Source organism: Vibrio sp. ED004, from assembly GCF_023206395.1.
Classification (GTDB): domain Bacteria; phylum Pseudomonadota; class Gammaproteobacteria; order Enterobacterales; family Vibrionaceae; genus Vibrio.
This window is the reverse complement of sequence record NZ_CP066150.1, coordinates 1727291-1740777: the sequence shown is the minus strand read 5'-3', so window position 1 is coordinate 1740777 and position 13487 is coordinate 1727291. Positions and strand designations below refer to the sequence as shown.

At 43.9% G+C, this 13487-nt stretch carries 11 protein-coding genes and 1 pseudogene; 2 read left to right on the top strand and 10 right to left on the bottom strand.

Annotated elements, in window-relative coordinates:
* Positions 1-251: 251 nt before the first annotated feature.
* Both ITG10_RS25130 and ITG10_RS25125 read right to left on the bottom strand, forming a co-directional pair.
* Positions 252-632, bottom strand: a complete 381-nt coding sequence (locus ITG10_RS25130; RefSeq protein ID WP_017630042.1) for a hypothetical protein — start codon at positions 630-632, stop codon at positions 252-254.
* 197 nt (positions 633-829) lie between these two features.
* Positions 830-2542: an RluA family pseudouridine synthase gene (locus ITG10_RS25125; RefSeq protein WP_248387000.1), complete on the bottom strand. Its 1713-nt coding sequence runs from the start codon at positions 2540-2542 to the stop codon at positions 830-832.
* 285 nt (positions 2543-2827) lie between these two features.
* Between ITG10_RS25125 and ITG10_RS25120 the strand changes: the two genes are divergently transcribed.
* The gene (locus tag ITG10_RS25120) at positions 2828-3280 is read left to right on the top strand and encodes an NUDIX domain-containing protein (RefSeq protein WP_017630043.1); all 453 of its coding nucleotides are present in this window, start codon (positions 2828-2830) and stop codon (positions 3278-3280) included.
* Positions 3281-3297: 17 nt separating this feature from the next.
* Here the strand turns inward: ITG10_RS25120 and ITG10_RS25115 are convergent, their stop codons facing one another.
* The 7 genes and pseudogenes from ITG10_RS25115 to ITG10_RS25085 all read right to left on the bottom strand — a co-directional run bounded on the left by ITG10_RS25115 (position 3298) and on the right by ITG10_RS25085 (position 8728).
* Positions 3298-3735 (bottom strand): bifunctional diaminohydroxyphosphoribosylaminopyrimidine deaminase/5-amino-6-(5-phosphoribosylamino)uracil reductase RibD, encoded by a 438-nt coding sequence (locus ITG10_RS25115; RefSeq protein WP_017630044.1) that lies wholly within the window; start codon positions 3733-3735, stop codon positions 3298-3300.
* Between the two features lie 188 nt (positions 3736-3923).
* Positions 3924-4478: a nucleotidyltransferase family protein gene (locus ITG10_RS25110; RefSeq protein ID WP_017630045.1), complete on the bottom strand. Its 555-nt coding sequence runs from the start codon at positions 4476-4478 to the stop codon at positions 3924-3926.
* Complete coding sequence (locus tag ITG10_RS25105; RefSeq protein WP_017630046.1) at positions 4475-4765, bottom strand: antibiotic biosynthesis monooxygenase; 291 nt, start codon at positions 4763-4765, stop codon at positions 4475-4477. Before ITG10_RS25105 ends, ITG10_RS25110 begins: the two co-directional genes overlap by 4 nt.
* A 908-nt stretch (positions 4766-5673) precedes the next feature.
* A pseudogene (locus ITG10_RS25100) lies at positions 5674-6365 on the bottom strand (ISL3 family transposase); the annotation flags it as partial.
* A 283-nt stretch (positions 6366-6648) separates the two neighbouring features.
* A complete protein-coding gene (locus tag ITG10_RS25095; RefSeq protein ID WP_017630527.1) occupies positions 6649-7506 on the bottom strand; it encodes a hypothetical protein in 858 nt (285 codons plus the stop codon).
* Positions 7506-8360, bottom strand: a complete 855-nt coding sequence (locus tag ITG10_RS25090; RefSeq protein ID WP_017630526.1) for an ABC transporter ATP-binding protein — start codon at positions 8358-8360, stop codon at positions 7506-7508. The genes ITG10_RS25095 and ITG10_RS25090 overlap by 1 nt, the downstream gene beginning before the upstream one ends.
* Positions 8357-8728, bottom strand: a complete 372-nt coding sequence (locus ITG10_RS25085) for a GntR family transcriptional regulator (protein ID WP_176680003.1) — start codon at positions 8726-8728, stop codon at positions 8357-8359. Before ITG10_RS25085 ends, ITG10_RS25090 begins: the two co-directional genes overlap by 4 nt.
* A 156-nt stretch (positions 8729-8884) precedes the next feature.
* Between ITG10_RS25085 and ITG10_RS25080 the strand changes: the two genes are divergently transcribed.
* Positions 8885-11419 carry an EAL domain-containing protein gene (locus tag ITG10_RS25080; RefSeq protein WP_248386999.1) on the top strand — a complete coding sequence of 845 codons (2535 nt, stop codon included), beginning with the start codon at positions 8885-8887 and terminating at the stop codon, positions 11417-11419.
* 56 nt (positions 11420-11475) lie between these two features.
* Here ITG10_RS25080 and ITG10_RS25075 read toward each other — a convergent pair whose 3' ends face one another.
* Positions 11476-13218, bottom strand: a complete 1743-nt coding sequence (locus ITG10_RS25075) for an EAL domain-containing protein (RefSeq protein ID WP_017632629.1) — start codon at positions 13216-13218, stop codon at positions 11476-11478.
* Between the last annotated feature and the right edge of the window lie 269 nt (positions 13219-13487).

The following is a 13487-nucleotide window of genomic DNA, read 5'->3' as shown; positions in this document are numbered from 1 at the left end:
TTCAAGGTCTCTCCCCGTTATCCAAGAAAAGGTTTCTAATGGATGTGATGTTGTGTTTCAGAAGGCGTAGGCACGTCAGACATGAAGGATAGATTCGCTAAAGAAGGTGGCGAAAGCTTCTGGGATATTGTCTGACTGCTCAATTGTATTACAAAATATTATCACTCTTATAGCCAATGAGTTCAACCAGTTAGTGAATCGATTAGATTGTAATGTTGAGCGATAGATTGTAGTCGTTGTGAATCAGTTTGTTATCTTTTTCTTGGGCGCTTTTCTACCAAGCCATTGCGCTCTAAACCGCGTCTCACGCTGCTACATAGTTTACCAAAACGACGCAGTTCTTCGAAGTTTGGCCCTTGACCGATTGAAATACTGTGTTCCCAGTACATTAACTCACTGTCGACCATCTCTAGCAATTTCTTAGAGCAACCAGAGCAGTTACCTTTTGGGCCACAGATAAACGTCTCTGACTCGTAAAGAGGGAGTTCGTTTTTTACTTCTTCGATGAGATTCAACATCGCCGAGTTTAAGTCTGGCTTCTTGTTGGGAAGTGCTTTCAAGCTTAGTGCTTGAGGTGCGATCATTGAAGGAGCTTGTGTATTGGATTGTAAATTCAAAGCAGCTGATGACATATCAAAGGCCTCAAGGAAAGAAGAAGAGGGGCATCCTACTCTTCACAAGAAAGTGAACCTTGATGTAGTGCAATAAGCGTGGAGATATATCCGAAAGAGGTAGGGGAAACAAGAGAGATAGAATAATGGGGGAATGAAGAGGGGAACCAAAAACGGCGTAGGCTCCCCTAATGAAAGTTTGGTATTAACGAGAGCCCTTAGAACTCTGCGTCAAACTGGAACTCCATCCACTCTTTGGTGACAGGGTGATGCAGCGCAAGCCTTTCAGCGTACAGGTGAAGACGGTCTGCTTTGTTGCCATACAAGCCGTCACCAACGATAGGCATGTTAAGCCCTTCTTCGTGTGAACAGTGAACGCGTAATTGGTGCGTACGGCCAGTTTTTGGGTGCAGATAAACCGTGGTTGTTTCTTGGTTTCGCTCAATCACTTCCCACTTGGTTTCAGCTGGCTTGCCGTGTTCGAAGCAGACAATCTGACGAGGACGATCGTACAAATCGCCACGTAATGGCAAGCGAACATAACCTTCATCTTCCGTTAGAACGCCTTCAATCATTGCTACGTATCGCTTTTCGACTTCACGAGTAATGAACTGCTTCTGCAAGCTTTTGTTCGCACGTCGTGTAAGCGCGAATATCAGAATGCCAGAGGTCGCCATGTCCAAACGGTGAATCACAAATGGGCCTTCAACATCAGGATGCATTTCTTGAACGCGAGTGTAGGCCGAATCTTTGATGGTTTTGCCCGGTACAGATAGGAAACCGGCTGGTTTGTGTACCACAACGATGTGATCGTCTTGGAACAAGATATCGAGGTCTTTGCCTTCTGCTGGGTTTTCTAGCAATGGGTTGGGATCGACTTCTAGACCTTTCATCATATGGCCTAAAATCGGTACACATTTGCTTTGGCAAGAGGCGTAGTATTTCTTGTGTTTGCGAATTTCAGACTTCGGTGAACGGCCCCACCAAAATTCAGCCAGTGCCAGTGGCTCATAGCCATTCAGATACGCATATTGCAGAAGTTTTGGCGCAGCGCATTCGCCAGAACCTGCTGGTGGAATCTTGTTTGGCGTGTTTTCAAATATCTGGTTAAGGTCTTCGACATTGCCTTCCGCATTTTGGAAAGCGTATTGTGAAAACAGTTTATGTTGAAGCTGATGAGAAATATGTGCTCTTTGTTCTTTGAGTTCACCTAATTGAGTCGTAAATACGTCAACTTTGCCCTGAAGCTCATTCAGAGTTTGTTCCCAGTTGAGCTTAAGATATTTCTGCTGATTCTTGTCGGCAACACTGGCTTTGTTTAGATCATTATTTAGCTGTTCGAAAGCTTGCTCATCAAGGTTTTCTTTACCTTGTTCACGTTGTTCTTTACGCGTTTTTCGACCTTCAATAATCAACAAGCGTTGCGCTTCTATCTCTTGTTCTGCCTGTGCTTTCTGCTGTGCTAACTGCTCACACAATTCGAGGTATTCAGTGTTGACTTGCAGCGCTTTAAATTTCGCATTCACAGCCATCATGTCAGCCGTGTCTTGATGGAAAAAGCTGTCGCTGCTTAACATGTCGAATACGGGCGGCACAAAATGTGGCAGTAGGTTTTGGTCGGCGATTTTTCCAGAGAAAGCAGAGAAGTACCCCAGCTCACCTTCTGGGCTTCTTACTAACAACACACCAAACATCTTGCCGCGACCGGCGTCAGATTCGAGTCCGAAGTCATGTTGCCAATCGGTTTGTGTTTCTAGGTATTGTTGAAGCTGGTGCGAGGCGATTTCACACAGTGGGTGCGGTTCATAATAGAACGGGAAGGTGAAACGCTCTGGCAACGAATATGACTCGATTGGCTGTTGGAAACGAGTGAAGCAATGCTCAGGTGTGTGGCTGTTTTCTGAGTCGTGCGTTGGTTTTGATGAGTGCATATTGTCGTCTTACTTCATGGTGATAAATGGCTGTGGATCTATGGTGTATGCTTTGAGAGCTTAAACACAGTACAAGGCGGCGATTCTACTCTTTATCGAAATGCGCCTCAAATAAGAATCGCTCAATGACTGGATACAAAGGCTGTTCTTAGACATATAAGCCTCAGCAGTTGCACTTGATAGTCATAAATTGATGAGTGACGTCTCGTTTTTAATCATAGAAGACAACTTCATAAACGAAGGGTGGTAGCCTTGCCGCCCTCTTTTTCAACCTAAGGTAACGTTATGATTCCACTCAATACTTCGATTGTATCCGGTGTCGCAATTTCTGAGATCGACGGACAAACGAAAATGCTATTAATGAAGCGTGTGAAAGGCGAGTTTTGGTGCCATGTCGCAGGCTCGATTGAAGCTGGTGAAACAGGCTGGCAGGCTATTGTTCGTGAGTTTGAAGAAGAGACACAGATTAAAGTCAAAGACTTATACAATGCGCAGTTTCTGGAGCAGTTTTACGAGGCGCACGTGAACGTCATTGAGCTAATCCCAGTGTTTGCGGTTGTATGTCCGCCCAACCAAGCGATTGAACTGAATGACGAACACACAGAGTACCGCTGGTGTAGTTTAGATGAAGCGAAAGCGCTCGCGCCGTTCCCTAACCAACATGCCGTCTACGATCATATTTGGTCGTATTTTGTCGATAAGCCAGTCAACCCGCTTTACCGAGTGAAACTAAGCTAGCATTGGCTGTTTTAGAGTTAAGACTTACCAAGATAAGGGGTTAAAAAGGCGCTCACTTGTGCTTGGCATAGCCCTATATCCACTTTCACGCCGTGCGATTCGAGTATCGCTACACCACGACCATTATTGCGCGGATCTGGGTCTAGCATGGCAACGACGACGTGTTTTACACCTGCTTTGACCAAGGTATTGGCGCAAGCGGGTGTTCTGCCAACAAAAGAGCAGGGCTCTAAAGTTACGTAAGCGGTAACGCCTTCCATTGTTCCATCCGTTCCGTCGTCATATCTATTCAGTGCTTCGACCTCGGCATGATTCCCACCGACTTTTTGTGTGTACCCAACCGACACCACCTTATCGTCTTTCACCAAAACACATCCCACAGGCGGGTTTGGTTGGCAATCAGGTAGGGCTTGGCGCGAAGCTTCAAGAGCTTGCAACATGTATTGTTGGTTCATGGTCGTTACCCTGTATGACGAGGTGTGCAGCAGTTAGCGGCCGTGCGCGTTTGATGAGTTACTAAGCTAACAGGTGGAGCATGTTCGATCTGATTGGACTTTGAGTCAATGGTTTTAGCTGTGAATTCGACGGCCAGTTAACTGGTGCCAATGACTGGCTTTGGTCAATAACTAATTTTGGTCATTCGCTAACTGTTTCCAACCGTTAACTTAGGCCAGTGAGTTAGCCAGTTTTTAGATTGAACTCGTTGGTCAAACACGTCTCTGCGGCGATTGGGGTTCGGCGTGATCTTCAAATCAAATAAGCTTTCTAAACCAAAAGCCGAGATACACTCGATGTTTCCATCGCGGTTTTGTTTTACGGCGATGGCGGTCTCTTTTTCAGGCCAGTAACTCATCGCATCTAATGAGCTTTGGTAAGGCTTGTCTTTGTTTCTGATGTGCATGTTGGCTTGATTACGAACTTGCCAGTTGAGCTCAGGTAACCTCTCTTGAAGCTGGGCTTCGTATCGAATAGCGGATTCGTAAGAGGTGTCATTGCGATCAAAGTAGATCACATCAATGTCATTGAGTGGTGTAGGGGAGTCAAAACCATGTAGGTGATCCCAGACTCGATTCCTCACAAAACCAGCGGCGACATAGCATTGTGGTAACTCCAGTTGAGATACACACTCTAATACCTGCATTCGCAAGAGATCTTGTTTGATCAATGTGATGACACGTGGGGCTAACGGGTCTGTCATTGTGGTGTGGTCACGTCGGTGACTTGATAATGACGAGTTACGTTCTTTGAGATCTTACCCCATTCAGAAACTTTGACGCGTTGCTGGTGGGCTTCGAACGCATCACGGCTCGTGAATTCCTCGTAAACTTCAAAGCGATTCGGTTGAAGTGTGCTTTGACTGACTCGAAACACGATACAGCCGGGTTCTGACAGTGTAAGTTCTTTATGAACAACCAACGCTTGTGTGACCGCTTCTAGGTCGTTGTCAGGTACGAGAATATGCCCTTGTAGAATGACTTTACTCATTATTACGTCCATTTAATTTTGCCCATTACTCGCTTTTTCCATTAAAAGCGCCGTCCGTTACAAACATAATCCCATTTTGAGTTTGTGTCGTATAGGCTAATGTGAATAAAAAATGCTCAATACAGCTGGAATTAAGGTTACGCCGTAACTTTAATTGCTGAAGGTGATAAGTTAATAGGTAGGAAAGGTAAGTTATTGGGAACTTAATCTGCGTTGGTCCGGTCTATTAAACAGGTATCATTGAACTGTATTGGTACTGAAATGAATTTGTCATCTGAGACAACTAATCTTAATTTCGAACAACGGCTCATCGGATTAAATTGAGTCATAGTTGATATCTAGGTCATACTTTGATGTAAATGGTACTTAAAACCCTATATGTTTTGTGATTTGTATCATTGATCTGGCCGTCAAACACCGTTAGATTCGAATGGTTGGCAATAAAAAATAGCTCAAGAAGAGCAGTTAAAGAAAAGGAAATATCCCTTATGAAAAAAATGAGAAGAGCACAGCTTCATCGCGTTCGTATCCAATACTGGAAAGACACGTCAAAAGAAGCTTCAAAGAAATAAGCTTTATATCTAAACCTATAAAGTTACAAAGCTGAAAACGAAAAGGCTTTCAAACAAAACCCTCAATTGGGTATGTAAAACGCAACAAACCGATTTCAATAGCACTCTCAAGGACCTTCATCTGGTCGGCGACTAAAGAAATCATCCCCAAAGAGCTGGCAGGCATTAACAACAATGCAATTCAATGTCAGCTCATTAATACCCTCTCTTGTTATACCTACTTCACTTAATTCTTACGCACCAAAATCAACTCGCACCTGCGACTAAATCTTTTTTGCTATTCAAATCATTGAAACGTATTACCCTTCAAAGAAAGCGCCACCCAATAAAAAAGGTTCATCGCGGCTTTCCGGGGAAAGCCGCTTTTATCTTCAAGAAGAAGTAGTCTGTATCTCGATATCCATACCCCATTCGCTTGATTAACTTTATTTTGTTGTTTATCCCTTCCAATGTGCAGGTGTTGAGCGGATAAGTTGCCGATGCAATAATACCGTGAAGATAAGGCCTCAGTTTTCGTGCAAACTCTTTCAATGGCTTAATTCCACTCTCTTGCACTTGTGCCCACCATACCTCCCAGAGCCCCTTAGCATGTGCTTCTGATTTACAGTACCAAAGCTCTTTGAGTTGTGAGCCGAGTATATAAGTGGCCATCAAGTCCTTATTGATATTCAATATTTCAGTAAGATAGCTATCTTGTCGTGCATTTAAATTACCTCTGTTTTTCAGCAGTACCCAGCGTGAGCGCTTCACCCATTGCCTCGCTTTTTATCCTGCTTGAGTTTGTTAGCTTGGTCGACTCTGACTCTATCCATCACCTCACGACCGAACTTAGCAACAACATGGAATAAGTCGTAAACGATTTTTGCATTCGGGCAGTGCGCTTGAACTTCAAGGTCAAAAGCCGTATTCATGTCCATTGCGACCGCTTCGATATTGTTACCATGCTTGCCTAACTGCTCGAAAAACGGTCGTATGTCCTTGCGGCTACGACCTAACCCTATCCAAATGACTTGGTGAGTCTTAGCCTCAGAATTAGGTTTAAGAGTTAGTGTAACAAGTGATGCTGTCTGGTGAGACTTTACTATTTTAAAGCCTTCCCAGAATGAAGATAGGAAAGTATGATTCGGCATGAAAACGGTAGTTTGTGTATGATTTTTGTTTGGCGACTAAACCATATCACTTACTACCGTTTTTTTGTTTTTAGTTCCCGCTAATCCGCGATGAACCATAAAAAAGCTCCCGATTTCTCAGAAGCTTTGATTTAGATTCTATGTATGCAGTGATGAGCCTTGAGGCCCAAGCGTGATGACTCTAGCGTTGGAACAACGTCTTCAAGCTCACATCGTCGGTTCTGTTCAGTTTTAGGCTTAGCAGGTAACCACCAATGCCGAGTAGGATGTAAATAGTTAAAGACAGAATCGAAACTTCTGAAAGTGCACTGAATGGGTTACTTGTCGTCAGTACTTTCATTGGCAGTGAAGCGATGACAGAAAAGAAGTCATTGATGCCATAGAAACCGAATAGTGCGATAGCCAACCATTTAATGGCAAAGCTAGAGACAAAGATGACAAGCAGCGGAGAGTTAGCCAGTTGCGAAATCGCCAGAGTCATCGTTGCCAATGGCAATAGAACTAACGCTACCAGCAGCATTCGACCAAAGAACACCACCCAATTGCTGAGTACGTAGAATAACGACTGTTGCTCAACTAACAGTGCCAATGGTTGTTCACTCGATAGGTTTAGAATCCAGAACAGAACATCAGCAAATAGAACCAATAGCGCACAAATAGCAGGGATCACCACTAATCCGAAACCTAGCTTCACGGCGTGAGTCATGGCATTCGATACAGGCATACTTCTCCAAAACATTGAACTGCCTTCTTGGCGTTCTTTACGCAGTGTTTTAGGGATGTAAAGTGTCGAAAGCAACAGTGAAATTAGGCCCGCGCCAAAGTAGATCACTGAATTGAGATCTCGTGAGAAGTCTCTGTGCATGCTGCTTACGTCGCCGTTAACCTCCATTTGGAAGAAAAAGTCGTGTTGTGCTTGGCCGCTAAAGAACAAGCTAACGAAAAGCAAGAAACCACATAATCCGATAAACAGAGGCAGTCGAGTGTTAATTTTATGCTCGATAAGTTCTTTTTCTAGCATGTAAAAACTTGGGTGCATTATGCCTTCTCCGTCTGTGTTGCAAGGAATAGGTCCGCGAGACCAACGTTGTAGATGTTACCCAATGATTCAAGCTGTTCTTTGTACTGACTTTCCAATAACCACTTAGTTGTTCCCAGCCCCGGTTGTGAGGTCAGTGGATTGAGTTTTTGGATCTCACTAGAGTGGTTGTTTGCCACATCGATAATGAAGTAGTCGTTCTCGATCTCTTCCATGCTCTTTTGCATCACACAATGACCTTGTTTCAGAATCAACACATCCGTTAATAGGTGTTCGATCTCTGAAACTTCATGACTGGCGATGATCATCGCGCGTTCACCGTCGTGGAACCACTCTAGAAGATGGCGATAGAAAGTATCGCGGTAGAGTAGATCTAGACCCAACGTTGGTTCATCTAAGATCAAGACTTGAGTATCCGTCGCGATGATGATCGCAAGATGAAGTTGAACCTTCATCCCTTTAGAGAGCTGCTTGATCGTTGAAGAGATCTTAATGTTGGTGCTGCTTAGTGTCTGTTCGGCTTTTTGTTTATTGAAGCTTGGGTGTACACCTTCTGCGTAGCGAAGCAGTTGTTTCACTGTCATCCATTCTGGCAACACGTTCACATCTGAAATGTAAGATAGGTGCTGCATGAGCTCCGCGTGCTGGTGGATAGGGTGGTATCCATTGACCTCAATCTCACCTTGATAGTTGTGTCCACCAAGCAGTGATTTGATCAGTGTCGATTTACCCGCACCATTGTGGCCAAGTAATCCAAGCACTTGCCCCGGCTTTAACTCAAAGCTGATGTTCTCGACACCCACTTGATTTGAATAGGTTTTGGTTACGTTTTTCACGGAAAGTAAAGTACTCATGACTTGTCCTTGATGTGTTGTGCTAGCTGTTTCACGAGTTCTTCGACACTCATATCAATGATGCCTAGCGTCTCAGCGATGGCTGGGATCTGTGTGTTAATGAAAGTTTGGTGGGCCGACTCTTTCAACTTTTGAAGCGCGCCTTCAGCCACATACATGCCTTGGCCGCGTTTTTTCTCCACTAAGCCTTCATCCACCAGTAACTGGTAGCTTTTCATGACAGTAAGGTGGTTGATTTTGAGATCGGCAGCAACGGCACGTACCGAAGGCAATGCTTGTTGCTCTAACCAAACACCTTGAAGAATTTGGTCACTGATCTTGGTAGCAAGCTGCCTAAAGATCGGTTGGTCGTCTTTCCATTCGGTCATAATCAAAACTGCATGGTGATATACATGTGTATAACACTAACCTTTTTATTCGAATTGGCAAGGGTTTTATAGAAATAGATAGAATATTTTTATAGTTGGATGTTCAGTAAAAACAATGTCATTATATAGAGCTCCGTACTGTGGTGTTGAATTCGTATGTTGCACATTAATGACAAAAAACTGGTTTGGTTTACCAAGTATTTGCCAATAACCATCATCATCTTTTCTGCGATCATATTGAATGTAGCGATGTTCACGAGCGTAGACCACAAGGTTAAGGCGTTGGTTAATCTCATCAGAACGGATTACATTGCAGCGCAAAAGGAATCGATTGAGACCCAGGTGTTGCAGGTGTCTCAGCAAATCACGCACACCCAGCGCCTTATTGAATCTGAGACAAAAAAGAGAATCACCCGTCGCTTAGACAGAGCCTATACCGCCGCTCGAAATATCTATTCATCTAATCAACACCTGCCACAAGAAGAACTCAAGTTACTCATTCTTAATGAGATTAGAAAGCTGAGCTATGCCAAGGAAAAGGGGTATATCTATGCTTATGACATGCAAGGTAATCTGTTAGTCCATCCACTGTATCCTGAACTTGAAAACACAAATCAGTTAGAAGAGACCGACATCCGTGGCGTGCCTGTCATCAAAGAGCAAATCGACCTTCTGAAAGCGACCGATGGGGCTTACTCTCGTTATTTTGCCCCTCGTCCTGGGTTTGATGGGCAGGATTTCGAAAAGCCTCATCTCGGCAGCGACCATTTTGAAAAACTCAGTTATATCCGCCGATTTGAGCCGTTTGATTGGTATTTCGGTACAGGTGTTTCGATTGAAGATGTTAAGCGCACGAGTTACCAACGAATCCTTGAGATCCTGTCGACAGTAACGATTGGCGATAATGGGTACCTATTTGTTTTTGAGAAGAACGGCAACAGCTTGCTTCATGCGAACCAGATTCATGCGGGGCGAGAGCTTAATGTGTATGACCTAATTGGAGATGACTTCAAACAAGATGTTCTGGCTCAAGCTGAGACAGGCGGGTTTGTCGACTACACGGCGGAAGATAAACAGGGCGTGATAGGCACAAAAAGCAGCTACGTACAGAATGTCGGCGAGTGGGATTGGATTGTTGGGACGGGTATTTACCTGAATAACGTCAATGCTTCGATAGAGAAGCGAAAGGATGAGTTACTGGCTGAGTCTCGCAACGAGTTCGGGCTCGTTCTCGTCATGAGCGTACTCGTTTCCCTAGCGTGCATTTTTATCAGCGCTCTGGTTGGCCGAAGGATCTCGATACGCTTTGCTCAAATGGAACAGCGAATTTCCGATGACTTCAATCGAATCCAAAATAGCCGCCGCCGTCTTCAACATATGGCAAGACACGACTCCTTAACCGCTCTTCCAAACCGCTCAGAACTCGAACTGCAAGTCAGCCGAGCTATCGCGCATTCAAAACTCGAAGGCAAGCTGGTGGCATTAGTGTTTGTTGATTTAGATAACTTCAAACGCATCAATGACCAATATGGTCACGCGAGCGGAGATGAATTGCTGAAACAGATTGGTCAGCGCTTTGAGCGTATCTTAGGGCCTAACGATATCGTGTCACGTTTCGGCGGCGATGAGTTTGTTTTCTGTCTGCCGGGCATTCACGACCTTGTGGAAGCGGAAAACAAAGTTAAACAAATCCAAGATGTGTTCGAGCCTTCGTTTGATCTGCATGGTTCTTCTGTTTCTGCGCAATGTTCTGCGGGCGTATCTATGTATCCTTATGATGGAACAGAGGTGGAAGAGTTGCTAACCAAAGCCGATATTGTGTTGTATAAGGCGAAGGAGCTGAACAAAGGCGATGCGGTTTTCTATGACGATGTGATCAATCAGAAAGTGAAGTATGACTTTTCGATTGAAGAACAGTTAGAAACAGCCTTAGACAAGGGCGAGTTCAGTGTGCTCTATCAACCTCAGGTAGATTCTCATACCGAGCAGCTAAAAGGGGTAGAGGCGCTTTGTCGTTGGCACAATAGTGTCCTTGGTTTTGTGTCTCCGCTGGATTTCATTCCAGCAGCAGAACGAGTAGGCAAGATTCACGAGATTGGTGAGTTTGTGTTAAGAAAAGCGTGTGCAGATACTTTGAGCTTAATGCCAAACGGGCCAGAAGCGGTATGTGTTTCTGTGAACGTGTCACCGAAACAAGTCTTTGAACTTGGCTTCGATGACAAGGTGATTGGTCTCGTTGAAGATGTGGGCATCGACCCTTGTCGAGTCACTCTGGAACTTACAGAAAACATCCTCATAAAAGACCTGCACATTGTTGAGCCGATACTGAGAAGGCTTCGTGAGTACGGTTTTGGTATCTCGCTCGATGATTTTGGAACGGGCTTTTCATCACTGAATTACCTCAATACGTTACCGATCACCGAGATCAAGATTGACCGATCTTTCATTGGCAAGCTCAACTCCAGTCAACACAGCGAAACCTTGGTTAAAGCGATCATTGATATTGGTGCGTCTTGCCAAATGAAAGTCGTCGCGGAAGGGGTAGAAACCCCAGAGCAGATGGCGAAGTTGCAGCAATACCATTGTGATTTATTACAAGGTTACTACTTCGATAAGCCACTCTCTGCTCAAGGGTTAGTTGATGCCTATTTTCCTGCGAACTCTGAAAGCCTTACGTGTAGCAACACTTAATCCAATTGATGCCTTAGCGTCACAGGTACTTTAGTACGATTAAGCCCTCAAAGTGATTAGCTTGTCGTGCTTTGAGGTCGGCTGTATAGGTAACCTTGATGCAGGTTGTAGCCCAACTGACACAATATGTATTGTTGCCTGCGTGTTTCGACGCCTTCATAAATCATCGTGATGTTAGATAAGCGTCCGATCTCTGAGATGTTAAGCAACACGCCTTGATGATGCTCTCCTGATTCGATGTCTTTAACAAAACAACGGTCCAACTTTAGGTAGGTTGGGGAGATAATACCGATGATCTCGATGTTATTATTACCTGTACCAAAGTCATCCAATGCGATGGTGATCCCCAGCTTTTTGATTGCCTTGATGTTGTCTATAACCTCACATCCATAACCAATGTTTGAGTATTCAGTTATCTCAACCACAAATTCATTCGCTTCCATCGCGTCCAAATGCACTTTGAGTTTTGAAAAGTTATTCCCAACTAAAGCACTTGGGCAGACGTTGACACCGTAGATCTCATGGCTGTTGTTTAACTTGGCGTTTCTGACCGTTTCGACAAGTAAAATCGTATGAAACGTCAGTAAGTTGGTGCGTCTCATGGTGTTGATGAAGCTCAAAACGCCGACATTACGCACCCTAGATAACAACTCGTAGTACAAAACGGTGCTGTCTTCGGTGTTGATGATTGGCTCTTCTTCAAACGAGATGTGTTTCCAGCGATACAGGTAAATAAAGAAACCTAAAATATACGAGCGATAGAGTAGGGTAGCGAGCAGCAGTGAGAGTGCAACCCACAGTGCAACGATATCGTCACTGTAGAAAGTGATTGAGGCACTGCTCGGTAGCTCAGAAGTATAAATCGGCTGACTGTGATCGCCGAGGTTGAGAATGTAGTAGCCATTCTTTTGTATAGAAACCGAATCAACCAGCAGAGGCAACAGTGAGTTTCTGTAACGCGCCTCAATAGAACCTTTGGAAATACGAACCGTCAGATCGATATCATTTTCAAGGTCTCTGAAACGCGAATAAGTGAAATCGCCACTGTCGTAGAAGTCATCAATCTTATCGAGTTCCACATACTGTGAGCGGCTTTTGGATATATAGCACGAGCCATGAGGGGTGGTCATGACGACCGAGTCGAGGTTGAGGGAATGCCTTAGTGAATGTACGGCCCCAGGGCTATCACAGCCGTAATCCATCACTTCTTCTGCAATATGTTTGGTGTTCCCACTGTATTCATCTGCAATTTTCGTTGTATAAAGGATTTGGAAAAAGTAGACAACGAACAAGAAGAATGACGTCGCGGTGAACACGGTTATCAAAGCCCTGATCAACTCCTTGTGATAGGTGTTGAACATCAGCTTGAGCATCTCTACCTGACTGGGTTTGAACTGGTTGATGTTGTCTTTGGGCGCTATGCGGTTTTCTGAGCTCTTATCGAGATCAATAAAATAGCCAACCTTATAAAGGTTAGAAATGAGTTCACTATTATTATCAACCTCGGCTTCTTCACACAGGTTGCGATATTTCTTTCTTATAGACGCGATAATATTCTTTAATGCGTACAAACTGAACTCTTCATCAAAATGCGATTTAAAAGACTCTTCAACATCTCTAGCGGATTGAGGGTTAGAAATTGAAGCATTCTCAATTAAATATTTGAAGACAAAACTCTCTTTACTATTAAGAGTTTCCTCTGATATCTTATTACTGTCTCTTTTGATATATATTTTTTCTTCATTATAGATTAGTTGCAAGCTCTCATTATTGTTATTTATATTGAAAGAACAGTGCATAGCTCAACTCCTAAGCGATAGTTATTATATTTGTGTGATTGATATGTGATGGCTGGGATTGTCATTCAACCCAAGAGTCCGTTCTAAATAACATAACTAAAATGTCACCATTTCCTCTTAAGATGTTGATACTAATCGCAGAATCTGGGCTGTAATGAAAGGTTATAGAGATGTTCACCCAAAACTTGAATTTATAAATGAAAGCCGATGTTTTACAAGAGACAAGGGGGATTTATCCATTTGTTTTGGTATTTATCCATTTGTAAGCC

What these genes read in the sequence shown, in the direction of transcription:
- ITG10_RS25110 (WP_017630045.1), bottom strand. Translation starts at nt 4,478, where the DNA reads ATGACAGACCCGTTAGCCCCACGTGTCATCACATTGATCAAACAAGAT.
- ITG10_RS25080 (WP_248386999.1), top strand. Translation starts at nt 8,885, where the DNA reads ATGTTGCACATTAATGACAAAAAACTGGTTTGGTTTACCAAGTATTTG.
- ITG10_RS25095 (WP_017630527.1), bottom strand. Translation starts at nt 7,506, where the DNA reads ATGCACCCAAGTTTTTACATGCTAGAAAAAGAACTTATCGAGCATAAA.
- ITG10_RS25120 (WP_017630043.1), top strand. Translation starts at nt 2,828, where the DNA reads ATGATTCCACTCAATACTTCGATTGTATCCGGTGTCGCAATTTCTGAG.
- ITG10_RS25130 (WP_017630042.1), bottom strand. Translation starts at nt 632, where the DNA reads ATGTCATCAGCTGCTTTGAATTTACAATCCAATACACAAGCTCCTTCA.
- ITG10_RS25075 (WP_017632629.1), bottom strand. Translation starts at nt 13,218, where the DNA reads ATGCACTGTTCTTTCAATATAAATAACAATAATGAGAGCTTGCAACTA.
- ITG10_RS25085 (WP_176680003.1), bottom strand. Translation starts at nt 8,728, where the DNA reads ATGACCGAATGGAAAGACGACCAACCGATCTTTAGGCAGCTTGCTACC.
- ITG10_RS25125 (WP_248387000.1), bottom strand. Translation starts at nt 2,542, where the DNA reads ATGCACTCATCAAAACCAACGCACGACTCAGAAAACAGCCACACACCT.
- ITG10_RS25090 (WP_017630526.1), bottom strand. Translation starts at nt 8,360, where the DNA reads ATGAGTACTTTACTTTCCGTGAAAAACGTAACCAAAACCTATTCAAAT.
- ITG10_RS25115 (WP_017630044.1), bottom strand. Translation starts at nt 3,735, where the DNA reads ATGAACCAACAATACATGTTGCAAGCTCTTGAAGCTTCGCGCCAAGCC.
- ITG10_RS25105 (WP_017630046.1), bottom strand. Translation starts at nt 4,765, where the DNA reads ATGAGTAAAGTCATTCTACAAGGGCATATTCTCGTACCTGACAACGAC.